The sequence below is a fragment of the Streptomyces sp. 35G-GA-8 genome (assembly GCF_023534745.1).
Taxonomy (GTDB): Bacteria; Actinomycetota; Actinomycetes; order Streptomycetales; family Streptomycetaceae; genus Streptomyces.
The window spans coordinates 434,519-457,291 of sequence record NZ_JAMHJQ010000001.1 but is presented as its reverse complement, the minus strand read 5'-3'; the positions used below and the strand labels follow the sequence as shown (position 1 = coordinate 457,291).

The window sequence follows — 22,773 nt, the reverse complement described above, 5'->3', positions numbered from 1 at the left end:
CGCGCGGTCACGGGTGGTCCGGGCTGTCGAGGAGGGCGAGGACCGCGTAGTCTCCCGCCCGTGACGACCCTCGACGCACTCGGCCGTAGCCGCTATGTCAGCCTCACCACCTACCGCAAGGACGGCACGGCCGTCGCCACCCCCGTCTGGCACGCGGTGAAAGACGGTGAACTGCTCATCTGGACCAGGTCCGACGCCTGGAAGGTCAAGCGGATCCGCAACAACAGCCGGGTCGTGGTGACGGCGTGTGATGTGCGCGGCCGGATCGCGCAGGGCGCGCCGAGCGCCGAGGGCAGTGCGCGGCTGCTTGAGGAGCCGGCGGCGCTGGAGCGTATCCGCAAGCTGCTCACCCGCAAGTACACCTGGCAGTTCTGGCTGATCGACTGGCCTGCCAGGGTCGTACGGCGCGGCAAGCGCATGCATACCGGCATCGCCGTCACCTTCTGACCCCATGGCCCGGTGAGGCACCCGAACCGCGCCGGAAAACTGTCCGTAGCCGCGCTGTAACACGACTGAGGTCGAATGCCAGCGGACCGGAGGGCTTCCTCCGGCGGAGCACGGCGGGGCAGGAACGGGGCCGGCGATGGCGGTGCGTCAACTTCCAGCGGATATCGGGGCGTTCGCCCGGTACTTAAGGGACCTGACGTCCCTCCTCGACCCGGAGGGCGGCTGGTACGGAGTCTTCCGCCGCCGTGACCCCGATGGTCTGCGCGCCTGCTTCGAGGGCACCGAGGTGCCGCCCTGGGACGTGGTGGAATCGCTGCTCCAGGACTTCGCCGCCGGACGTGACGACCGGGTGGTGGCCGCCGAGACCGAGCGGGCGGGTCGGCTCCACACGGCGTCCGCCACCGCGTACGACCGCCGCCCCGGCGGGCCGGAGGCGCTGTCCGACCGGCTGCGGCTGATGGTGCGTGAGCAGATGCACGCGGCGGGCCGGGCCGAGGAGTTGGTCCGGCTGCTCGGTACCACTCCGGAGCGCACGCCCCAGGCCGAACAGCTCGCCCACGACCTCGCCTGGATCCGCGACGACCACACTCGTGCCTCCGCGCGCTGCGCCGAACTCCGGGCCCGGCTGGAGTCGTTGGCGCCCCCGGCACGCGCCGCCGGGCCCGTGCGCCCACCGGCCCCGGACAGCTGGTTCCGCGCGGAGGAGCCCTCGGTCTTCGACCGGCCGGGCGCGGAGAGGCCCGGCGGGGAGAGGCCCGGCGCGGGCAGCCGTGGCGGGGCGCCCGGCGGGAGGCCCGCCGACGCCCCCGAGTCCCCCGCCTCCGTCGCTCCCCGAGCGGCGCCCGAGCCCGAGGAGACGCCGGGGCCCGAGGAGAAGAGGAAACGCGCGCCCGCGCCCCGGCGAAGGCCCCGTGGCGCCCGCTTCGCCGGGCTCGACGTCGATGACGTCGACGAGACGCCGCCCGCGGCGGAGCTCCCCGTACCACCGCCGTCCGCCCCCGCCTCCCCGCGCGGCGCCCGCTTCGGCGGCGTGCCCGCCGCGCCCGTCGAACCGGCCGAGCCCCGGCACTCCGCGGCGGATCTGCGGGCCGCCGCCGAGATGGTCGACACGCTGATCCGGCTGCGCGCCGAGGGCAGGACCGGTGAGGCGCATGTCGTGCTCTGCGAAGCCGCCGGCCGGCCCCCCGAACAGTTCCCGCTGCTCGCCGCCGAACTGCATCGCGCCGGACTGGGCGCCGACTGGGCCGAGCTGCTCTGGGAAGCGGCCTTCCTGCCACCCGCGCGGCTGGCCGCCGCGGCCGGGGCGCTCGCCGCCGCGGGCCGGGACGGTGACTGCGGGCAGCTGCTGCGCCAGGGTGTCTCCCGTCCCGCTGAGGAGATCGGCGACGCCGTACTCGCACTCGGCGAGGCGGGCCGCGCCCACGAGGCGCACGCGCTGCTGAGCGCCTTCGTCCAGGCCCGTACGCCCGAGGACGCGGTGCGGATCGCCGTACCCGATCCGCGCCGGCTGGTCCCGCAGCTGATCGACGCCGCCCGCGCGGTCTCGGTGGCCCGTGAGCGCGATCTCGTACATGCCCTGCGGGTGGCGGGGATCGTCGCCACCTGACCGGCCCCGGAGGTGAGCGGACCGGCCTCGGTGCTCGATCGGGACCGGCCCTGGGCCTGAGCGATTGATGCATCTTGCCCAATGTCGACCGCTCGGGTGTGAAACTTGATCGACTCTGCTGGTTAACGGCGATGGTCTTGCCCCAGTGTGAGACGGGGCTTACGTTCTCCTCCTACGCATCGTGTCTACGTGCGTAGAGCTCATCGACGCCCTCGCCGAAGGAGCAGCTCGTGGCCAGAGTCGTACGCGCCGCACTCGTCCAGGCGACCTGGACGGGCGACACCGAATCCATGATCGCCAAGCATGAGGAGCACGCCCGCGAGGCGGCCCTGCTGGGCGCGCGGGTCATCGGGTTCCAGGAAGTCTTCAACGCGCCCTACTTCTGCCAGGTGCAGGAGCCCGAGCACTACCGGTGGGCCGAGCCCGTCCCCGACGGCCCGACCGTCACGAGGATGCGGGAGCTCGCCCGTGAGACCGGCATGGTGATCGTCGTCCCGGTCTTCGAGGTCGAGCAGTCCGGCTTCTACTACAACACCGCGGCGGTCATCGACGCCGATGGCTCGTACCTCGGCAAGTACCGCAAGCACCACATCCCGCAGGTCAAGGGGTTCTGGGAGAAGTACTACTTCAAGCCGGGCAACGCGGGATGGCCCGTCTTCGACACGGCCGTCGGCAAGGTCGGTGTCTATATCTGCTACGACCGCCACTTCCCGGAGGGCTGGCGCCAGCTCGGGCTGAACGGCGCGCAGCTGGTCTACAACCCCTCCGCCACCTCCCGCGGCCTCTCCAGCTATCTCTGGCAGCTGGAGCAGCCGGCCGCCGCCGTCGCCAACGAGTACTTCGTCGCCGCGATCAACCGCGTCGGACAGGAGGAGTACGGCGACAACGACTTCTACGGGACGAGCTACTTCGTCGACCCGCGCGGTCAGTTCGTCGGCGACCCCGCCAGCGACAAGACGGAGGAACTGGTCGTACGGGACCTGGACTTCGGCCTGATCGACGAGGTGCGACAGCAGTGGGCGTTCTACCGGGACCGCCGACCCGACGCGTACGAGGGGCTGGTGCGGCCATGACACGTCCGCTCGTGAACGATCTGTACGACCGCCATCGCGCCGTACTCCCCGACTGGCTCGCGCTCTACTACGACGAGCCCATCGAGATCACCCACGGCGAGGGCCGCCATGTCTGGGACGCGGCGGGCAACCGCTATCTCGACTTCTTCGGCGGCATCCTCACCACCATGACCGCCCACGCGCTCCCCGAGGTCACCAAGGCGGTGAGCGAGCAGGCCGGGCGGATCATCCACTCCTCCACGCTCTATCTCAACCGTCCGATGGTCGAACTCGCCGAGCGGATCGCCGCCCTGTCCGGTATCCCGGACGCCCGGGTCTTCTTCACCACCTCGGGCACCGAGGCCAATGACACGGCGCTGATGCTGGCGACCGCGCACCGCGGGTCCAACCAGATCCTGGCCATGCGCAACAGCTACCACGGCCGGTCCTTCTCCACCGTCTCCGTCACCGGCAACCGCGGCTGGTCGCCCACCGGCCTCTCGCCGCTCCAGACGCTGTACGTGCACGGCGGCGTCCGCAACCGGGGCCCGTACGCCGGGCTCACCGACGAGCGGTTCATCGAGGCGTGCGTCGCCGATCTGGAGGATCTGCTCGGCCACACCCGCACACCCGCCGCGCTGATCGCCGAACCGGTGCAGGGCGTCGGCGGGTTCACCGCCCCGCCGAACGGGCTGTACGCCGCGTTCCGTGAAGTCCTCGACAGGCACGGCATCCTGTGGATCAGCGACGAGGTGCAGACCGGCTGGGGCCGTACCGGCGAGCACTTCTGGGGCTGGCAGGCGCATGGGAAGAACGGTCCGCCGGACATGCTCACCTTCGCCAAGGGCATCGGCAACGGCATGTCCATCGGCGGTGTCGTCGCCCGCGCCGACATCATGAACTGCCTTGACGCCAGCTCGATCTCGACCTTCGGCGGCAGCCCGATCACGATGGCGGCCGGTCTCGCCAATCTCTCGTATCTGCTGGAGCACGACCTCCAGGGCAACGCGCGCCGCGTCGGCGGACTGCTCATCGAGCGGCTGCGGGCCATCGGCGCCGGGGTCGACGCCGTACGCGAGGTACGCGGGCGCGGACTGATGATCGGCATCGAGCTGATCAAGCCGAGCACCGGCCAGGCGGCCCCCGAGACGGCGTCGGCCGTGCTCGAAGCGGCCCGCGAGGGCGGTCTGCTGATCGGCAAGGGCGGTGGCCACAACACCAGCGTGCTACGGATCGCCCCGCCGCTCTCGCTGACCGTCGCCGAGGCGGAAGAGGGCGCCGCGATCCTCGAACAGGCCCTGCGCGGGGCGTAGTCGGGCTTTCCGGGACCCGTGGCCGCGGTCTTCAACAGCGCCGTGGCCGGCTCCGCCGGACCGCGGCGGGCCGACCGTACGAAAGGGAGCGCCACCAGCATGAGCAGTACCCGCACCCTGATCCGCGGCGGACTCGTCATCACCGCCGCCGACGAGATCCACGCCGATGTACTGATCGAGGAAGGCCGGATCGTCGCCCTCGCCGCGCACGGGTCCGACGTGGCCGAGGGCTGGACCGCCAGCCGGACGATCGACGCCACCGGCAAGTACGTCATCCCGGGCGGGGTCGACGCCCATACGCACATGGAGATGCCGTTCGGCGGCACCTTCGCCGCCGACACCTTCGAGACCGGTACCCGCGCGGCGGCCTGGGGCGGCACCACCACCATCGTGGACTTCGCCATCCAGTCCCCGGGGCACGCGCTGCGCGCCGGACTCGACGCCTGGTACGCCAAGGCCGACGGCAACTGCGCCATCGACTACGCGTTCCACATGATCATGGCCGATGTCAATGAGAGCTCCCTGAAGGAGATGGACCTCCTGGTCCAGGAGGGCATCACCTCCTTCAAGCTCTTCATGGCCTATCCCGGCGTCTTCTACAGCGACGACGGCCAGATCCTGCGCGCCATGCAGCGCGCCGCGCACAACGGCGGGCTGATCATGATGCACGCCGAGAACGGCATCGCGATCGATGTCCTCGTCGAACAGGCCCTGGCCGCCGGACACACCGATCCGCGCTACCACGGCGAGGTACGCAAGGTCCTGCTGGAGGCCGAGGCCACCCACCGGGCGATCCAGCTCGCACGGGTCGCCGAGGCGCCGCTGTATGTCGTGCACGTCTCCGCCGAGGAGGCCGTCGCCGAACTGGCCGCCGCCCGTGACAAGGGGCTGCCCGTCTTCGGCGAGACCTGTCCGCAGTACCTCTTCCTCTCCACCGACAATCTCGCCGAGCCGGACTTCGAGGGCTCCAAGTACGTCTGCTCCACCCCGCTCCGGTCCAAGGAGCACCAGGCCGCGCTCTGGCGCGGACTGCGTACCGACGATCTCCAGGTGGTCTCCACCGACCACTGCCCGTTCTGCTTCGTGGGTCAGAAGGAGATGGGCCGCGGCGACTTCTCCAAGATCCCCAACGGGCTGCCGGGCGTGGAGAACCGGATGGATCTGCTCCATCAGGCCGTCGTCGAGGGGAAGTTGACCCGCCGCCGCTGGATCGAGATCGCCTGCGCCACCCCGGCCAGGATGTTCGGTCTCTATCCGCGCAAGGGCACCATCGCGCCGGGCGCCGACGCCGATGTCGTCGTCTACGACCCGGGCACCGAGCAGACCGTCTCCGCCGAGACCCACCACATGGACGTGGACTACTCCGCGTACGAGGGAAAGCGGATCACCGGGCAGGTGGAGACCGTCCTCTCACGCGGTGAACTCGTCATCGACAACCGGCGGTTCACCGGGCGGGCGGGGCACGGGCAGTACACCCCCCGCTCCCTCTGCCAGTACCTCACCTGAGACCTAGGAGTGACCAGGCCATGGACTTCGGACTCGTCCTCCAGACCGACCCGCCCGCGTCGGCGGTCGTCGGCCTCATGCGGCGCGCGGAACGCAACGGCTTCACCTACGGCTGGACCTTCGACTCGGCCGTGCTCTGGCAGGAGCCCTTCGTCATCTACAGCCGCATCCTGGAGCACACCAGCACACTGACCGTCGGCCCGATGGTGACCAACCCGGGCACCAGGACCTGGGAGGTGACCGCCTCCACGTTCGCCACGCTCAACGAGATGTACGGCAACCGCACCGTGTGCGGCATCGGGCGCGGCGACTCCGCGATGCGCGTCGCGGGCCGTAAACCCCACACACTGGCCCGGCTCGGCGAGGCCATCGATGTCATCCGCGATCTGGGGGAGGGGCGCGAGGCCGTGGTCGACGGCCGGCCGCTGCGCCTGCCCTGGGTACGCGACGGGAAACTGCCGGTGTGGATGGCGGCGTACGGTCCCAAGGCGCTGGCCATGGCGGGGGAGAAGGCCGACGGTTTCATCCTCCAGCTCGCCGACCCGTTCCTCACCGAGTGGATGGTCAAGGCGGTCCGCACGGCGGCGTCCGACGCCGGACGCGACCCGGACTCCCTCACCATCTGTGTCGCCGCGCCCGCCTATGTCGGCGACGACATCGCGCACGCGCGCGAGCAGTGCCGGTGGTTCGGCGGGATGGTCGGCAATCATGTGGCCGATCTGGTGAGCCGGTACGGAGAGCACTCCGGGCTGGTGCCCGACGCGCTGACCGACTACATCAAGCGGCGTGCGGGATACGACTACAGCCACCACGGCCGGGCCGGGAACCCGTCCACGGACTTCGTGCCCGACGAGATCGTCGACCGGTTCTGTCTGCTGGGGCCGGCCGAGGCGCATATCGAGAAGCTGAGGGCGCTGCGCGACCTGGGCGTGGACCAGTTCGCCGTGTATGACATGCATGACGCGAAGGAAGCGACGATCGACGCGTACGGAGCCGAGATCATCCCCGCGCTCCGGAACTGACCCGCACGATCGCGCTGTCCGCTCCACCACCGCCCGACACTGTCGCGCTGTCCGCTCCACTCCCGTCCGCACCATCGCGCTGCCGGTCCCACCGCCGCCCGCACGGCCTCGTTCGACGTCCCCGACACCCGCCCTCGAACGAAGGGTCCCCCGCCATGACCGCGACCGTACCGCCCGCCTCCCCAGGAGACCCGATAGCCGCCGCCGCGCGGACCGACCCCGAGGGCCGCGTCGAACTCCCGCCCGGCGCCATCCCCGACGACAGTCGCTTCGCCAACGCGGATCTGCTGCCCGTACCGGTGGCCCGCCGCCGCTGGACGACATACAACTTCGCGGCCCTCTGGGTCGGGATGGCGCACAACATCCCGTCCTGGCTGCTTGCCTCCGGGCTGGTCACCCTCGGCATGGACTGGAAACAGGCGGTCTTCACGATCGCGCTGGCCAATGTGATCGTGCTGTTCCCGATGCTGCTGACCGGGCACGCGGGGCCGAAGTACGGCATCCCCTTCCCGGTGCTGGCCCGCGCCTCGTTCGGGCTGCGGGGCGCGAATCTGCCCGCGCTGATCAGGGCGGCGGTCGCCTGCGCGTGGTTCGGGATCCAGACCTGGATCGGCGGCCAGGGCATCTTCGTCCTGCTCGACAAGGTCTTCGGCGGCTGGGCGGAGGCGTCGAGGATCGGCGGCCAGCCCTGGACCCTCTGGCTCTGCTTCGTCCTCTTCTGGGCGCTCGAACTCGCCATCATCTACCGGGGGATGGACACCCTGCGGCGCTTCGAGAACTGGGCGGCGCCCTTCGTGATCGTCGGCGCGCTGGTGCTGCTGGTCTGGATCACCGTCAAGGCGGGCGGCTTCGGACCGCTGCTCGACCAGCCGTCCGAGCTGGGCTGGGGAGCCGACTTCTGGCCGGTCTTCTTCCCGTCCCTGATGGGGATGATCGCCTTCTGGTCCACGCTGTCCCTGAACATCCCCGACTTCACCCGCTTCGGCGCGGGCCAACGCGCCCAGATCTGGGGCCAGTCGCTCGGTCTGCCCACGACCATGACCCTCTTCGCGGTGCTCTCGGTCTTCGTCACCTCGGGCTCGCAGGCGGTGTACGGGGCGGCCGTCTGGGATCCGGTCGAACTGGCCGCCAGGACCGACAACGTCTTCGGCCTGCTCTTCGCGCTGGTGACCGTACTGATCGCGACGATCTCCGTGAACATCGCCGCCAATGTCGTCTCGCCCGCCTACGACCTCGCCAATCTCGCGCCGAGGCTCATCAACTTCCGTACGGGCGCGCTGATCACGGGTGTGGTCGGGGTCGTCATCATGCCGTGGAAGCTCACCGCCACCCCCGAGCTGTACATCTTCACCTGGCTCGGTCTGGTGGGCGGTCTGCTCGGTACGGTGGCGGGCATCCTGATCGCCGACTACTGGATCGTCCGGCGCACCGTCCTCGACCTGGCCGATCTGTACCGCCCCGGCGGCCGCTACTGGTACGCCAACGGCTGGAACCCGCGGGCGGTCCTCGCCTTCGCCGTCGGTGGCGTACTGGCCGTGGGCGGCTCCCACTCGGCGCCGGGGAAGGGCCCGTTCCCGGAGAACGGACTGATCCCCTTCCTCAAGCCCCTCGCGGACTACGGCTGGGCGGTCGGCCTGGCGGCCTCGCTGGTGGTGTACGTCGCCCTGACGCTGCCGCGGTCGGCCGGGAGGACGGAATGACACGGGGACCGACCGACGCGGCCGACGGGACGGGCTGACCTGGCGTACGGGGCCAGGGGCCGACCGGCGCTACGGCACGCGGGCCGTCCACTCCGGGGTGGCGAACTTCGTCGCGGCCAGCTCCCTGGCCCGTGCCATCTCCTCGTCGGTGACCTTGCCGGCGGTCAGTCCGTACCGGCCGCGGAAGGAGTCGATCATCCGCTCGATGACGGTCTCGCGCGGCAGCCCGGTCTGGCGGCGCAGCGGATCGACACGCTTCTTCGCACTCCGGGTGCCCTTGTCGGAGAGCTTCTCGCGGCCGATGCGGAGCACGTCGAGCATCTTGTCGGCGTCGATGTCGTACGCCATGGTCACGTGGTGCAGCACCGCGCCCGTACCGCTCACGATCCGCTTCTGGGCCGCGCCCGCGATCTTGCCGGCGTCGGTGGCGATGTCGTTGAGGGGCTGGTACCAGGCGGTGATGCCCATGTCGCCGAGCGCGCCCAGCACCCAGTCGTCCAGATAGGCGTAGCTGTCGGCGAAGGTGAGGCCCTTGACGAGGGAGTCGGGGACGGAGAGGGAGTACGTGATGGTGTTGCCCGGTTCGATGAACATGGCACCGCCACCGGAGATCCGGCGGACCACGGTGATGCCGTGCCGTTCCGCGCCCTCGGGGTCCACCTCGTTGCGCAGCGACTGGAAGCTGCCGATCACCACGGCGGGCGCGGCCCACTCCCAGACCCGCAGAGTGGGCGGGCGCAGTCCGGCGGCGACCTCGGTGGTGATGACCTCGTCGAGCGCCATATGGAGGGCGGGTGACTCCGGGGCCGAGTGGATCAGCTGCCAGTCGTAGTCCGTCCAGTCGGTGGCGCGTGCCAGCGCGCGGCGTACGGCGATGGCGACGCCCTCGGCGCTGAGTCCGTACATCACGGTGCCGGGCGGCAGCGCCGCCTCGATCCGGGCGGCGAGCCCGGCGGCGTCGGTGTCGGCGGGGGCACCCTCCAGCGCCCGGTCGATCGCCTCGATCGCCTCGTCGGGCTCCAGGAAGAAGTCCCCGGCGACCCGGACATGGCGCAGCCGCCCGTCCTCCGTGTCGACATCGACCACGACGAGCTTGCCGCCGGGGACCTTGTACTCACCGTGCACCGTCATGCCTCCAGATCCGACCGGGCCGCCCCATGAACCGGCCCCTGCCCTGCTCAGCGCAACGTCGGCGCCGAGGCGGTTCATTCCGCCGTGTCCGGGCGTGCGCGCGCGCCGACGCCGCATCACCGAACAGCCGGTCACCGAACGTGTGCGGATGCAGCACGGCCTGAGCGGACTCGATGAGTTCGTCGTTGGAGGGAGTGATCACACGGCAGAAGCCAACGGTCCGCCCGCGCTCCGGCCACCGCATTTCCGCTCGGCCGAGGCGGTCACGGCGCCGGGCGGTCGTTACGCTGCGGGGTGACCGGGCGAACAACGGGTCCGCTTCAACCGCGAGGTGACGCAGCAATGTTCACGACTCGACCGACCCTCCAGGGAACCTTCGGCATGGTTTCCTCCACCCACTGGCTGGCCTCGCAGTCCGCGATGGCCGTCCTGGAGGACGGTGGCAACGCCTACGACGCGGCCGTCGCCGCGGGATTCGTGCTGCATGTCGTCGAACCCCATCTCAACGGTCCCGCCGGTGAGGTGCCGATCATTCTCGCGCCCGCCGGCGGCGAGGTACGGGTCCTCTGCGGCCAGGGGCCCGCGCCCGCGGGTGCGACCATCGGTCACTACCGCTCGCTCGGCCTTGAACTCGTCCCCGGTACCGGGCCGCTGGCCGCCGCCGTACCGGGCGCCTTCGACGCCTGGATGCTGCTGCTGCGCGACCACGGCACCAAGTCCCTCGCCCAGGTGCTGCGGTACGCCATCGGCTACGCGGAGGACGGCCACGCCCCCGTCGAGCGGGTCGGCGAGACCGTCGAGACCGTCCGTGAACTCTTCGAGACGGAGTGGACCTCGTCCCTGGACGTCTACCTCCCCGGCGGCAAGGCACCGGCGCCCGGTGAGCTGTTCCGCAACCCCGCGCTCGCCGCGACCTGGCGCCGGCTGATCGCGGAGGCCGAGGAGGCCGGCGCGGACCGGGTGGCCCAGATCGAGGCCGCCAGGGAGGTCTGGCGTACGGGCTTCATCGCCGAGGCCCTGGTGGCGCACTCCGCCCGCCCCACCATGGACACCAGCGGCGCCCGCCACACCGGCACCCTCACCGCCGCCGATCTGGCCGGCTGGTCCGCGACCTACGAGGAGCCCGTCACCTACGACTGGGACGGCTGGACCCTGTGCAAGGCGGGAGGCTGGAGCCAGGGCCCCGCACTCCTCCAGCAGCTCGCCCTGCTGCCCTCCCGCGCGGCCGAACTGCCCCGGTACGGATCGGCGGAGTATGTCCATCTCCTCATCGAGGGCTGCAAGCTCGCCATGGCGGACCGGGAGGCCTGGTACGGCGACGCCGGTGCCGAGGGCGAGGGCAGCCCGCTCGCCGCGCTGCTCTCGGAGCCGTACAACACCGCTCGCCGCGCGCTCATCGGTGAGCGCGCCTCGCACGAGCTGCGCCCCGGCAGCCCCGGGGGACGGGCACCCGTGCTCAGCGGCCATGCCACCGCCGTCGCCGCGGGCGAGCCCGGCTTCGACCCGCTCGGGATCCCCGGCGCCGGGGAGCCGACCGTCGCCAAGGACGGCGCCACCCGGGGCGACACCTGCCATCTCGATGTCGTCGACCGCTGGGGCAACATGATCGCCGCCACCCCCAGCGGCGGCTGGCTCCAGTCCAATCCTGTCGTGCCCGAGCTGGGGTTCCCGCTCGGTACGCGGCTCCAGATGGCCTGGCTGGACCCCGGGCTGCCGAACTCCCTGACTCCTGGCCGCAGGCCCCGTACCACCCTCACCCCGTCCCTCGCGCTGCGCGACGGCGTACCGGTACTGGCCTTCGGCACGCCGGGCGGCGACCAGCAGGACCAGTGGCAGCTGCACTTCTTCCTGGCCCTCGCCCTGCGGCCGCCCGTACGCGGCGGACTCGACCTCCAGGGCGCCATCGACGCGCCCAACTGGCACAACGACAGCTTCCCGGGCTCCTTCTACCCGCGCGGCATGCGCCCCGGCAGCGTGACCGTGGAGTCCCGGATGGACCCGGAGGTCATCGAGGAACTGCGCCGCCGGGGCCATGAGGTGACCGTCGGCGATCCATGGTCGGAGGGGCGGCTCTGCGCGGTCGCCAGGGACCCGGAGACCGGCATCCTCTCGGCCGCGGCCAACCCCCGCGGCATGCAGGGGTACGCCGTGGGCCGCTGACCGTCCGCGCCCGCGGACCCGGCTGTCGACGCCTTCGGATCTTCCCGTCCGCCGACCGTCCGCCGTCCCGTCATATGACCTGGCAGGCGGCCGGTCACCCGGGCGTGGTTGGCTGGGGGAATGATCGATGACTCTGTGTTCGGAACGGTTCCCCTCCCGGGAGCGGCCCGCGGACCCCGTGTGTCCGCCGTCGAGGAGGTGCTGCGCGCCGCCGCCGCCGCGGAGATCATGCCGCGCTTCCGGCAGCTCGCCGCGCACGAGATCGTCGAGAAGCACGGTCCGCACGATCTGGTGACGGTCGCGGACCGGGGCGCGGAGGAATATCTCACCGCCGCCCTCACCGCGCTGCTCCCGGGCTCCGTCGTGGTCGGTGAGGAAGCCGTGCACGCGGACCCCTCGGTGTACGACGCGCTGCGCGGTGACGCGCCCGTTTGGATCGTCGACCCGGTCGACGGCACCCGCCCGTTCGTCCGCGGCGAGCGGGGCTTCTGCACGCTCATCGCCCTCGCGCAGGGCGGCGAGGTGCTGGCGTCCTGGACGTACGCGGCGGCGCTGGACGAGATGGCGATCGCCGTACGCGGCCGGGGCGCCACGCTCGACGGTGCCCCGCTGCACTCCGGATCGCCCGCGCCCGGCGCGGTGCTCCGGGTCGCGATGTCCCACCCCGACTACACCTCGGACGAGCAGAAGCACGCCCTGCTGGGGCTGCGCACCGAGGGTGTCGAAGCCCGCCCGTGCGGCTCGGCGGGGCTCGAATACCTGGGCGTGGCGCGGGGCGCGCTGGACGCGGTGGCCTTCAACTGGGAGCTCGCGTGGGACCACGCGGCCGGCCTTCTGCTGGTCGAGGAGGCGGGCGGCGCCCAGATGACGCTCACGGGCGAGCCGTTCCGTATCACCGGCGGCAACGCGCTGCCCTTCACGGCGGCCAGGGACACGGCGACGGCCGAGCGGGTACGGGAGCGGCTGCTTGCCGGGGGCTGAGCGGCGTCAGTACCCCGCGCCCCCGGTACGGGGTACCGGGCACGCCGTCAGGCGCCGTCGTCCAGCACCGCCCGCACGTCCCGCACCAGTGCGTCCGCCGCCTCCAGCGCCGCCGCGTCCAGCCCCTGGAGCGCCGCCGCGACCCGGCGTGCGAAGTCCGGCGGGGTGTCCGGCAGCGTGGCGGCCGTCGCGAGCGCGCCCTTCTCGTTGAGGCACCAGACCCGGTGATGGGCGAGGAGGGCCTGCACGAGGATTCCGAAGGCCCGGGACAGACAGAGCGACACATACAGCGCGTCGCCCCCGGCCCCGGCTCCGCGCCCGCCCCCGGCGCCGGGCCCGGTGCCCGCCGCCTTGCGGGCCACCGCCACGGAGAAGTCCGCCTCCCAGACCGCCTCGGCGAGCGCGGTACGCAGCGGCTCGGGATAATCGCGCGCCGCCGCCCGCAGCGCCGTCAACTCGCCGTCCGTGTCCGCCAGTACGCGGCACAGCGCGACCTCACCGGCGTACGCGGGCGACCAGAAGCCGAGCGGATGGCCGGGCTGCGTGCCGATCTCGAACCGGCCCTCCCGGCACTCCGCCCAGACCCGTTCCACCCGGTCCAGATCCCGCAGGATCCAGTCCACGGCGACCCCGTCGACGGACAGCCAGGCGCCACCGTTCACCCAGGGACCCCAGCCACCGGGGCCCGCGACCTCCACCGGGGAGCCGGTCACCTCGGCGGCCAGCGCCGCCAGCGCGGCGATGTCGGGCTCGCCGCGGTAGTAGACGCCCAGGTCCCAGTCGGAGTCGGGGCGGTGCGCGCCCCGGGCACGGCTGCCGCCGAGGGCCACGGCGCGTACGCCCCGTACGGTCATCAGGCGCGTCGCCATCGCTTCGATTGTCGCGTTCATCGTCGCGGACAGTACCCGGGTTCGGGCTGTCAGTGCCCGGGAATATCCTGGGGCTCCTTGCCATCGGCTGACAAAGGAGTCCGAAGGTGACCTCGATGCTCGATGCCGTCGTCGTGGGGGCGGGACCCAATGGGCTGACCGCCGCGGTCGAGCTGGCCAGGCGTGGATTCTCCGTGGCCGTGTTCGAGGCCAAGGACACCGTGGGCGGCGGCGCCAGGACGGAAGAGCTGACGCTCCCCGGATTCCGCCACGACCCCTGTTCCGCCGTCCATCCGCTGGGTGCCGGCTCGCCCGTCTTCAAGACGATGCCGCTCGCGCGGTACGGGCTGGACTGGCTCCATCCCGAGCTGCCCATGGCGCACCCCTTCGACGACGGGACGGCGGCTGTGCTGTCCCGCTCCGTCGCCGAGACGGCCATGTCGTTCGGACCGCGCGACGCCGGGGCGTACCGCAGGCTCGTCGCCCCGTTCCTCGGCAAATGGGACAGCCTCGCCCAGGACTTCATGTCCCTGCCGTCGACCGCGCTGCCGCGCGATCCGATCACCCTGGCGCGGTTCGGTCTCACCGGACTGCCGCCGTCCACATGGCTGACCCGCCGGTTCCGCGACGAGAAGGCGAAGGCGCTGTTCGCCGGACTCGTCGCCCATGTCATCGCCCCGCTGAACGGGATCGCGACCGGCGCCGTCGGTCTGGTCTTCGCGCTCGCCGCGCACGCGGGCGGCTGGCCGATACCGCGCGGCGGCTCCCAGTCGATCGCGGACGCGCTCACCGCGTACCTCCGTGACCTGGGAGGCACGGTCCACACCGGATACGAGGTCAAGCGGCTGGACGAGCTGCCGCCCGCCCGCGCGTATGTCTTCGACACCTCACCCACCGCCCTGGCCAGGATCGCGGGCCTCGGCAGGGCCTATGACGGCTACCGGTACGGGGCGAGCGTCTTCAAGATCGATTACGCGCTGGACGGCCCCGTGCCCTGGACGGCCGAGGAGCCGGGACGGGCGGGCACGGTCCAGATCGGACCCACCAGCGGGGAGATCGGCACCGCGCTGCGCCAGGCCGCGGGCGGACAGGCGCCGCCGACGCCGTTCCTGATCACCGCGCAGCCCAGCCTTGTCGACCCGTCCCGCGCGCCCGAGGGCAAGCATGTCTTCTGGGCGTACGGCCATGTCCCGAACGGCTGGCGAGGGGACTTCACGGATGCGGTCGAACGGCAGATAGAACGCTTCGCGCCCGGCTTCCGCGACCGCGTCCTGGCGCGTGCGACCGCGGGCCCGCCCCAGCTGGCCGCCCGTAACACCAACTACGTGGGCGGGGACATCGCGTGCGGCGCCGCCTCCGGGCTCCAGCTGCTGCTGCGCCCGAAGATCTCCCTCTTCCCGTACGCCACCCCGAGTCCCGCGGTCTTCCTCTGCTCCTCCGCGACCCCGCCGGGGCCCGGGGTGCACGGGATGTCCGGGCACAACGCGGCGAAGGCGGTGTGGCGCATGCTGCGCGCCGCCTGAGCCGACGCCGGGCTTCCCCGATGAGCAGGGCCCGTGCCGGGCCCGAGGAGGTCATACGTGACGAAGCTGACTCTCGTCCTCGGAGACATCTCGTATCAGCGCGCCGACGCGCTCGTCAACGCCGCGAACTCCGGGCTGCTCGGCGGCTCCGGTGTCGACGGCGCGCTCCACGCCCGCGCCGGGCGGGCTCTCACGAACGCGTGCCGTGAGCTGCGCGAATCCACATACGGCCGCGGGGTGGCCACCGGACAGTCCGTCGCCACCACGGCGGGCCGTCTCCAGGCCCGCTGGGTGATCCACACCGTAGGGCCGCACTGGGTACGGTACGACGACCGGTCCAGCCTGCTCGCCTCCTGCTACCGCACCTCGCTGGAGGTCGCGGCCGAGCTGGGGGCGCGCACGATCGCGCTGCCCGCGGTGTCCACCGGCACCCATCGGTGGCCGCTGGACGACGCCGCCCGGATCGCCGTGCGCACCGTCCGCGAGACCCTGGCGGCCCGGGAGACCACCGGGCCTTCGGAGAGACGGAGCGGGGAGGGCCCGGCGGGAGGGGCGTCCTTCGAGGAAGTGCGGTTCGTGCTCTTCGAACAGCGGGTGTACAAGGCGTTCGAGACGGCGTTGGCCATTCGGGACGGCTGAGTCGTCCGGAGGTTGATGTCGGATTTCTGCCAGCCGAGAGCCCTCGCGTCACGGATGCTGGAGCCATGTACACCGATACCGAGCGCTGTGTGCGGGCCGTCAGGTCCAAGGACGCGCGGTTCGACGGCTGGTTCTTCACCGCGGTCCTGACCACGGGGATCTACTGCCGGCCCAGCTGTCCCGTGGTGCCGCCCAAGGCCGAGAACATGACCTTCTACCCCAGCGCAGCGGCCTGCCAGCAGGCCGGGTTCCGCGCCTGCAAGCGATGCCGGCCCGACACCAGCCCCGGCTCCCCGGAGTGGAACGCCCGCGCCGACACGGTCGCCCGCGCCGTACGGCTCATCCAGGACGGTGTGGTCGACCGCGAGGGCGTCCCCGGGCTGGCGGGCCGGCTCGGCTACTCGGCGCGCCAGATCGAGCGGCAGCTCCTCGCCGAACTGGGCGCGGGGCCGCTCGCCCTGGCCCGCGCCCAGCGCGCGCAGACCGCCCGGCTGCTGATCGAGACGACCGGCCTCCCCATGGCGGACGTCGCCTTCGCGGCCGGCTTCTCCTCGATCCGGGCCTTCAACGACACCGTCCGCGAGGTCTTCGCGCTGTCACCGAGCGAACTGCGCGCACGCGGTCACCGCGGTGCGCGCGGTACGGAACGGGCGACCACCCCCGGCGTGATCTCGCTGCGGCTGCCGTTCCGGGCGCCCCTCACCCCCGACAATCTCTTCGGGCATCTCGCCGCGACCGCGGTGCCCGGAGTCGAGGAGTGGCGGGACGGCGCGTACCGCCGCACGCTCTCCCTGCCGTACGGACACGGCATCGTCGCCCTCACCCCCCGCCCCGACCACATCGCGTGCCGGCTCTCGCTCACCGACCCGCGCGATCTCACGCTCGCCATCAGCAGCTGCCGCCGGATGCTCGACCTGGACGCCGACCCGGTGGCCGTGGACGAACAGCTGCGCGCCGACCCGCAATTGACCCCGCTGGTCGACAAGGCACCGGGGCGGCGCGTGCCCCGTACCGTGGACGCCGCCGAGTTCGCCGTGCGCGCCGTGCTCGGCCAGCAGGTCTCCACGGCGGCTGCCCGTACCCACGCGGCCCGGCTGGTCACGGCGCACGGCGAGCCGGTCGAGGACCCCGAGGGCGGGCTCACCCATCTCTTCCCGGCCCCCGAGGCCCTGGCCGCGCTCGACCCCGAGGCCCTGGCCCTGCCGCGCAGCAGACGTACCACCCTCACCACGCTGGTCGCGGCTCTCGCCGACGGCACGCTCCGGCTCGGCCCCGACAGCGACTGGGACAGGGCGCGGGAACAGCTCATCGCCCTGCCCGGGTTCGGGCCGTGGACGGTCGAGGTGATCGCCATGCGCGCGCTCGGCGACCCCGACGCGTTCCTGCCGACGGATCTCGGTATGCGCCGGGCCGCCGCGGGCCTCGGCCTGCCGTCCACACCCGCCGCGCTCACCGCGCGCGCCGCCGCCTGGCGGCCCTGGCGGGCGTATGCCGTGCAGTATCTGTGGGCCACCGAGGACCACGCCATCAACCACCTTCCCGTGTAAGGAAGTTCGTCATGACAGCGGAACATGGGCAGCACATCGTCCACACGGTGATCGACAGCCCCTACGGACCCCTGACCCTGGTCGCCACCGACGGCACGCTGAGCGGCCTCTATATGGCCGGGCAGCGGCATCGCCCGCCGGAGGAGACCTTCGGGGAGCCGGACCCGGGCCCCTTCGCGGAGGCGGTACGCCAGCTCGGCGCCTACTTCGACGGTGAACTGACCGAGTTCGATCTGCCCCTGCGGCTGAACGGCACCCCGTTCCAGCGCGAGGTCTGGGCCGGGCTCCTGCGGATCCCGTACGGCGAGACGCGTTCGTACGGCGAACTGGCCGACTCCCTGGGCAAGCCGGGTGCCTCGCGCGCGGTGGGGCTGGCCAACGGCAAGAACCCGATCAGCATCATCGTGCCCTGCCACCGGGTGATCGGCTCGACCGGCGGACTCACCGGCTACGGCGGCGGGCTCGACCGCAAGCAGCGGCTGCTGATCTTCGAGGGAGCGGCGGCCGAGGCTCCCGCCAACGCCGCCGCCACGCTCTTCTGACCGCGCCCACCCCGGGGGCCGCCCCCGGTCAGCCGGGGTGGAACCGCTTCAGCAGCGCGGGCAGCGCCGTACCGATCGGCTCGCGGACGATCTCGTCGGCGCGGTCGTCGTACGGCGTCGGCTCGGCGTTGACGACGATCAGCCGGGCCCCGTGGTCGGCGGCGATCCCCGCGAGCGAGGCGGCCGGCTGCACCTGAAGGGTCGAACCGACCGCGAGGAACACCTCGCAGGCCTTCGCGATCGCCATCGACTGGGCCAGCACCTCCGGATCGAGCCGCTCGCCGAACATCACCGTCGCCGACTTGAGGATCCCGCCGCACTCCAGACAGGGCGGGTCCGGCTCACCGGCCGCCACCCGTGCCAGCGCCTCCGCCATCGAGGAGCGCGCATGGCACTTCGTACAGCTCACCGACCGCGCCGTGCCATGGAGTTCGAGCACCTTGCGGGCGGGGAGCCCGGCCCGCTGATGGAGGCCGTCCACATTCTGGGTGATCACCCGGACCGCCGTCCCCGCCCGCGCCAGCTCGGCCACCGCCACGTGCGCGGCATTGGGCTCGGCGCGCAGCGTGGGGCTCTCGCTCCGCATCCGCCAGGAGCGGCGGCGGATCTCCGGATCCGTCATGTACGACTCGTACGTGACAAGCTTCTCGGCGCTCGGATCGCGCCGCCACAGGCCGCCAGGCCCACGGTAGTCGGGGATGCCGGAGTCCGTGGAGATCCCGGCGCCGCTGAGGATCGCGACGAGAGTCATGCCGCGAGCGTACGCAGCCACGCCGGGGACGGCGAGCGGATTCCCCGCCGGCCGGCGCGGATCCCCCGGCTTGTCAGGGGCGCTGCACCGGCCGTTCGGCCCGTACGGCGCCCGCACGCGGTACGGGCTCGACCGGCGGCGCCGGTGACACGGGCGCGAAGGGGTTCGGGGTCAGCCCCGTCCAGCGGTGCAGGACAGCGCGGCCGGTCTGCCGGGTGACGCCGTCGACCTGGACCGTACCGGCCTCGGCGACGTAGTGGCGCCCGCCGCCCAGCGAGATCAGCCCGTACTGTCCGGCCGACTCCCAGCCGTACACCCCGGACGCCGGGTCATGCAGCCCGCGCGGCAGGAGCGACAGCAACTGCCCCTGCTCGGACGGCCGCTGGCCCGGGACGGTGCCCCGCACGGGCCGCTTGGAGCCGTCGACGACGAAGAGCGAGTAGTTGGGGAAGCCCGGCTTGGTGCCCTTGTACACGGCCATCAGCCAATTGCCGCTCTCCGCGTCGTACTCCAGGTTCTGCACGCCGTAGGTGGTGTTCCCGGTGTACGCGAAGTACTTGCCGTCGGGGGAGGACGGGCCGCTCGTGTGCGGGGCGTCCTCCGTGAGCGGGCGCTCGTACCGCTTCCACTGCCGGACGTCGTACTGGAGCAGGACCTGATTGTCGTTGTCCTGGCGGCCGGTGTGGGCGTAGACCCCGTACGCGACGGTCAGTTTCGTACCGCCCTCGCGGTCGAAGGAGGGCCCGAACGCGACGCCGTCGATGCCACTGCAGCCGTACCGGTGGTCGGCGGTCCTGGCGGTGTCGCCGTCGAAGACGCCGTCACCGTTCATGTCCGCCGTGTAGTCCTTCACGACCTCCTGGAGATGGACGGTGGAGACCACGCCGGCGGACGCGGCGTCCATGTTCATCCGGGTGATGCGGTCGCCGTCGAAGACCGCGATGTAGAACGCCTTCGCGGCCTTGTACTCCAGCGAGCCGTAGACCCGTCCGTCCTCCTCGTTGAAGTCCAGGTCACCGAGGTGGCCGGTGAAGCCGGTGACGGAGCCGAGGGGTTTGCCGGCCAGATCCGTCTTCACCAGGAGGTTGGTGAAGGAGAAGTACATACGGCCCTTGCGGCGGTCGATGGCCATGCCCTGGAGATGGCCGGACTGCCAGGTACCGCCGTCGACACGGGCGGGCAGCGCGGCGGGGCGGCTGGGCAGGGTGGCGGGCGGCGCGGCCTCGGAGGAGGGCAGGGCCTGCGCCGCCCCGGCGCCGGCGACAACGGCCGACACCACGACCATGGACATGAACAGGGCCGCGAACCGGCCGCGTGGATGGCTTCGCATGATGCCTCCGAGTCCTGGGATTCCAGGATGATGCCGCGCCGTCGTGCACGGCGGGCCAACTCGGAATGAACGTGGGGGAACGCCCCTGACGGACCGTCAATCTCCCACCCGGTGAACGGTGTCAGGCGGCGCGCAGCGTGATGGCCGCGCTCAGCGCGGACTGCTCGGGGGCGGGCAGCCGCTTCTCGGCGTGGAGCATCCGCAGGGCGGTGGTGAGGCGTTCCTCGTCCTCGGATGTGCCGAGACTGCCCATATAGGCGGGAAGGAGCAGACTCAGCGCTTCGAGATCGGCGCGGGCGCACAGCCGCGCCAGCAGGTCACGGACCGGATCGTCCGCCGAGGGCGCGTCGTCGGTGGCCCGCAGCCCTCTGGCGACACAGAGCCGGACCCAGTCCCGGTACGGTCCTGGTGGTACGTCGTCAAGACGCTCGGCCGCCGAGTGGAAGTGCGCACGGGCCTGTCCCGGCCTGCCGAGAGCGAGTTGGGCCCGGCCCATGTTGCCGTGCAGGGAGGCGTAGAAGCCGCGCACGCGTGCGTCGCCGACCCGGTCGGCGCGGGCCAGACACTCCTGGTTCCAGCGCAGGGTCTCCTCCGGGGTCGGCTGATGGCGCGCGAGATAGTGCGCGGCGACGCATGCCTCGAAGTCGTCCCCGGCCGCTTCCCAGGCACGGAGGAACAGCTCGCGCGCGTCGTCCTCCCGGCCCTCGGCCTCGGCCCGCATGCCCTGCGCGCAGAGCCCTACGACGGGGTTGTCCGGGTCCATGTCCACTTCTCGTCTCCTTGTCGGTTTTCCTTGTCAGCGCGACGCGTCGGTGGGCGTGGGCCGGACGGTCGCGGTGTCGAGGCCGATGGGCATCACCAGGGTGGTGAAGCTGCCCTGGTCCGCCGAGCGCACCACCACCGGCTCGCTGACGGTGGCGATCTCCAGCAGGACGTCGGGGCCGACGCTCGCCTCCAGGGCGGGGGCGAGTACGGCGGGGTCGAAGCCGATACGCAGGGGCCCTTCGCCGTGGCGGACGGCCGGCAGAGTGGTGGCCCGGGAGTGGTCGGGCAGGGAGACGGCCACCTCGTCCTCGCCGAGCCGCAGCACGATCGCCGGTGTCTCGCCGCGGTCGTTGACGGTGTCGAGCAGGGCCGGCCGGTCCACGATCAGCCGGTGCCGAGGCGCTGAAAGTGCCGACAGCATCTCCCGGTACGCGGGGAACAGAGCGGTCGAGACGGGGAGTTCGCGGGAAGCGGTGCCCGCCGTCTCGTGGAGTACGGCGCCGTCCGGGCCCGCCTCGATCGTCACGGCGGCACACCGCGCTGCCCATGCCCCGATCCCGGGCAGGGAACCGGCCGTCAGCAGCAGCCGGCGGGCGGGCCCCTCGACCGCCGCCACCGGCCTCAGGACCCGCGTCGACAGCCGGTAGCGGTCGGTGGCCACCAGCCGGACTTCGCCGTCGTCGATCTCGACGAGGACGCAGCCGAGTTCCGGGTGCTCCGGGTCGTGCCCGGCCGCCGGCACGACCTGGCGGAGCGCGCTCGCCAGCTCCACGCCCCCGAGCCGTACGAGCGTGACGGCCTCGGCTCCGGACTCGCCCCCGGCTCCGGACTCGCCCCGGGCCCCGGAATCGCCCCGGGCCCCGGAATCCGCGCGCGCTCCGTCACCGGAGAGGGACCGGAGCACCGCCTCGATCGTCGCGTCGGCCGTCCGCGTCCGGTCCCGTACGGTGTTCCGATGCCGCTCCAGCACGGCGCGGGCCTCGCCCTCGTCGCCGTCGAGCACGACGGTGACCTCCGCGAGCGGCAGCCCCGCGGCCCGCAGGCTCCGCAGCAGCCGGGCCCTGATGTCCTGGTCGGGGCGGTAGAAGCGGTAGCCCGTCGTCGGATCGACCCGGGCGGGCCGCAGCACCCCGCAGTCGTCGTAGAAACGCAGCGCGCTCGGCGCGAGGCCGACGCGCCGGGCGAAGGCGCTGATGCCCAGGAGATGACCGGTGCCGTTGGTGTCGAGGTCCATGCCGGTGATTGTCGACGTTCAGCCAACCTGAGGGTCAACTCTCCACCGGCCACCGGTCACCGGCACCGGTCACCGGCACCCTCGCACCCGGCGGTGCTACGACGAGCCGGCCCGGTGCCCGTTCTCCAGCTCCACCGCGCCCGCGCCGGAATCCAGTACGTCGAGCGCGGCCAGTACCCGCGGTCCGAGCGAGCCCGGCAGATACGCCGGGACCTCGGCGCGGTCCACCAACCGCCACGACAGCAGCTCCTCCTCCTGGAGCCGGATCGCCGCCAGCCGCTCGTCGTCGAGCACCCCGCCGTCGTAGAGATACGCGGCGATCGGCGGCCGGGCCTTCCCCTCCACCCAGTCGATCGCCAGCAGCCGTCCCGGCTCGATGTCGAGGCCGATCTCCTCCAGGGTCTCCCGCCGGGCGCCCTGGCGAGGCGTCTCGCCGTCGTCGGACTCGATGGTCCCGCCGGGCAGCGCCCAGCCGTCCCGGTAGTTGGGCTCGACGATCAGCACGCGTCCCGCGCCGTCCCTGAACAGGACGGCCGCGCCGGCGAGGACGCGGGGGAGACCCGCGATGTAGGTGGCGTAGTCGGTATCGGTATCGCTGTCCGTATCGGTGTGTGTCACACGGGAAAGCCTAGGCCGTGTCCGACGGCGGTGTCCG

Annotated in this window: 20 protein-coding genes; 13 read left to right on the top strand and 7 right to left on the bottom strand. The window is 72.1% G+C overall.

What is annotated here, in order from left to right:
• Positions 1-60 precede the first annotated feature (60 nt).
• From M1203_RS01960 to M1203_RS01930, 7 genes are all read left to right on the top strand, one after another.
• Entirely contained in the window at positions 61-447 is a 387-nt protein-coding gene (locus tag M1203_RS01960; protein ID WP_249947675.1) for a PPOX class F420-dependent oxidoreductase, read from the top strand.
• A gap of 136 nt (positions 448-583) precedes the next feature.
• A complete protein-coding gene (locus M1203_RS01955) occupies positions 584-2,053 on the top strand; it encodes a hypothetical protein (RefSeq protein WP_249947674.1) in 1,470 nt (489 codons plus the stop codon).
• Between the two features lie 230 nt (positions 2,054-2,283).
• Entirely contained in the window at positions 2,284-3,126 is an 843-nt protein-coding gene (locus tag M1203_RS01950; RefSeq protein WP_249947673.1) for a nitrilase-related carbon-nitrogen hydrolase, read from the top strand.
• A complete protein-coding gene (locus M1203_RS01945; RefSeq protein WP_283958044.1) occupies positions 3,123-4,418 on the top strand; it encodes an aspartate aminotransferase family protein in 1,296 nt (431 codons plus the stop codon). The genes M1203_RS01950 and M1203_RS01945 overlap by 4 nt, the downstream gene beginning before the upstream one ends.
• Positions 4,419-4,517: 99 nt before the next feature.
• Positions 4,518-5,924 (top strand): dihydropyrimidinase, encoded by a 1,407-nt coding sequence (gene hydA / locus M1203_RS01940; RefSeq protein ID WP_249947672.1) that lies wholly within the window; start codon positions 4,518-4,520, stop codon positions 5,922-5,924.
• 20 nt (positions 5,925-5,944) lie between these two features.
• On the top strand, positions 5,945-6,946 hold the full coding sequence (locus M1203_RS01935; RefSeq protein ID WP_249947671.1) for a TIGR03842 family LLM class F420-dependent oxidoreductase: 1,002 nt from the start codon (positions 5,945-5,947) through the stop codon (positions 6,944-6,946).
• 155 nt (positions 6,947-7,101) lie between these two features.
• Positions 7,102-8,646 (top strand): NCS1 family nucleobase:cation symporter-1, encoded by a 1,545-nt coding sequence (locus M1203_RS01930; protein ID WP_249947670.1) that lies wholly within the window; start codon positions 7,102-7,104, stop codon positions 8,644-8,646.
• Positions 8,647-8,715: 69 nt separating this feature from the next.
• Here the strand turns inward: M1203_RS01930 and M1203_RS01925 are convergent, their stop codons facing one another.
• Positions 8,716-9,771: a biotin/lipoate A/B protein ligase family protein gene (locus M1203_RS01925; RefSeq protein WP_249947915.1), complete on the bottom strand. Its 1,056-nt coding sequence runs from the start codon at positions 9,769-9,771 to the stop codon at positions 8,716-8,718.
• A 348-nt stretch (positions 9,772-10,119) separates the two neighbouring features.
• Here M1203_RS01925 and M1203_RS01920 point away from each other — a divergent pair, with 348 nt between their 5' ends.
• Both M1203_RS01920 and M1203_RS01915 read left to right on the top strand, forming a co-directional pair.
• A complete protein-coding gene (locus M1203_RS01920) occupies positions 10,120-11,937 on the top strand; it encodes a gamma-glutamyltransferase family protein (protein WP_249947669.1) in 1,818 nt (605 codons plus the stop codon).
• Positions 11,938-12,057: 120 nt separating this feature from the next.
• On the top strand, positions 12,058-12,918 hold the full coding sequence (locus M1203_RS01915) for an inositol monophosphatase family protein (protein ID WP_249947668.1): 861 nt from the start codon (positions 12,058-12,060) through the stop codon (positions 12,916-12,918).
• Between the two features lie 47 nt (positions 12,919-12,965).
• Here the strand turns inward: M1203_RS01915 and M1203_RS01910 are convergent, their stop codons facing one another.
• Positions 12,966-13,808 carry a nucleotidyltransferase domain-containing protein gene (locus M1203_RS01910; protein ID WP_249947667.1) on the bottom strand — a complete coding sequence of 281 codons (843 nt, stop codon included), beginning with the start codon at positions 13,806-13,808 and terminating at the stop codon, positions 12,966-12,968.
• An 86-nt stretch (positions 13,809-13,894) separates the two neighbouring features.
• On the opposite strand from M1203_RS01910, the gene M1203_RS01905 reads away from it, so the two are divergent.
• The 4 genes from M1203_RS01905 to M1203_RS01890 all read left to right on the top strand — a co-directional run bounded on the left by M1203_RS01905 (position 13,895) and on the right by M1203_RS01890 (position 18,038).
• On the top strand, positions 13,895-15,310 hold the full coding sequence (locus tag M1203_RS01905) for an NAD(P)/FAD-dependent oxidoreductase (protein ID WP_249947666.1): 1,416 nt from the start codon (positions 13,895-13,897) through the stop codon (positions 15,308-15,310).
• 57 nt (positions 15,311-15,367) lie between these two features.
• Positions 15,368-15,949: an O-acetyl-ADP-ribose deacetylase gene (locus M1203_RS01900; protein WP_249947665.1), complete on the top strand. Its 582-nt coding sequence runs from the start codon at positions 15,368-15,370 to the stop codon at positions 15,947-15,949.
• 65 nt (positions 15,950-16,014) lie between these two features.
• The gene (locus M1203_RS01895) at positions 16,015-17,496 is read left to right on the top strand and encodes an AlkA N-terminal domain-containing protein (protein WP_249947664.1); all 1,482 of its coding nucleotides are present in this window, start codon (positions 16,015-16,017) and stop codon (positions 17,494-17,496) included.
• Between the two features lie 11 nt (positions 17,497-17,507).
• Positions 17,508-18,038 carry a methylated-DNA--[protein]-cysteine S-methyltransferase gene (locus tag M1203_RS01890; RefSeq protein ID WP_249947663.1) on the top strand — a complete coding sequence of 177 codons (531 nt, stop codon included), beginning with the start codon at positions 17,508-17,510 and terminating at the stop codon, positions 18,036-18,038.
• A gap of 28 nt (positions 18,039-18,066) precedes the next feature.
• Here the strand turns inward: M1203_RS01890 and M1203_RS01885 are convergent, their stop codons facing one another.
• The 5 genes from M1203_RS01885 to M1203_RS01865 all read right to left on the bottom strand — a co-directional run bounded on the left by M1203_RS01885 (position 18,067) and on the right by M1203_RS01865 (position 22,736).
• Entirely contained in the window at positions 18,067-18,789 is a 723-nt protein-coding gene (locus tag M1203_RS01885) for a Sir2 family NAD-dependent protein deacetylase (protein ID WP_249947662.1), read from the bottom strand.
• Positions 18,790-18,862: 73 nt separating this feature from the next.
• Positions 18,863-20,119 (bottom strand): hypothetical protein, encoded by a 1,257-nt coding sequence (locus tag M1203_RS01880; RefSeq protein ID WP_249947661.1) that lies wholly within the window; start codon positions 20,117-20,119, stop codon positions 18,863-18,865.
• Between the two features lie 121 nt (positions 20,120-20,240).
• Positions 20,241-20,882 carry a hypothetical protein gene (locus M1203_RS01875; RefSeq protein WP_249947914.1) on the bottom strand — a complete coding sequence of 214 codons (642 nt, stop codon included), beginning with the start codon at positions 20,880-20,882 and terminating at the stop codon, positions 20,241-20,243.
• Positions 20,883-20,915: 33 nt separating this feature from the next.
• Positions 20,916-22,118, bottom strand: coding sequence for a MerR family transcriptional regulator (locus M1203_RS01870; protein ID WP_249947660.1), 1,203 nt, complete (start codon positions 22,116-22,118; stop codon positions 20,916-20,918).
• Positions 22,119-22,214: 96 nt separating this feature from the next.
• Positions 22,215-22,736, bottom strand: a complete 522-nt coding sequence (locus M1203_RS01865; RefSeq protein WP_249947659.1) for an NUDIX hydrolase — start codon at positions 22,734-22,736, stop codon at positions 22,215-22,217.
• Between the last annotated feature and the right edge of the window lie 37 nt (positions 22,737-22,773).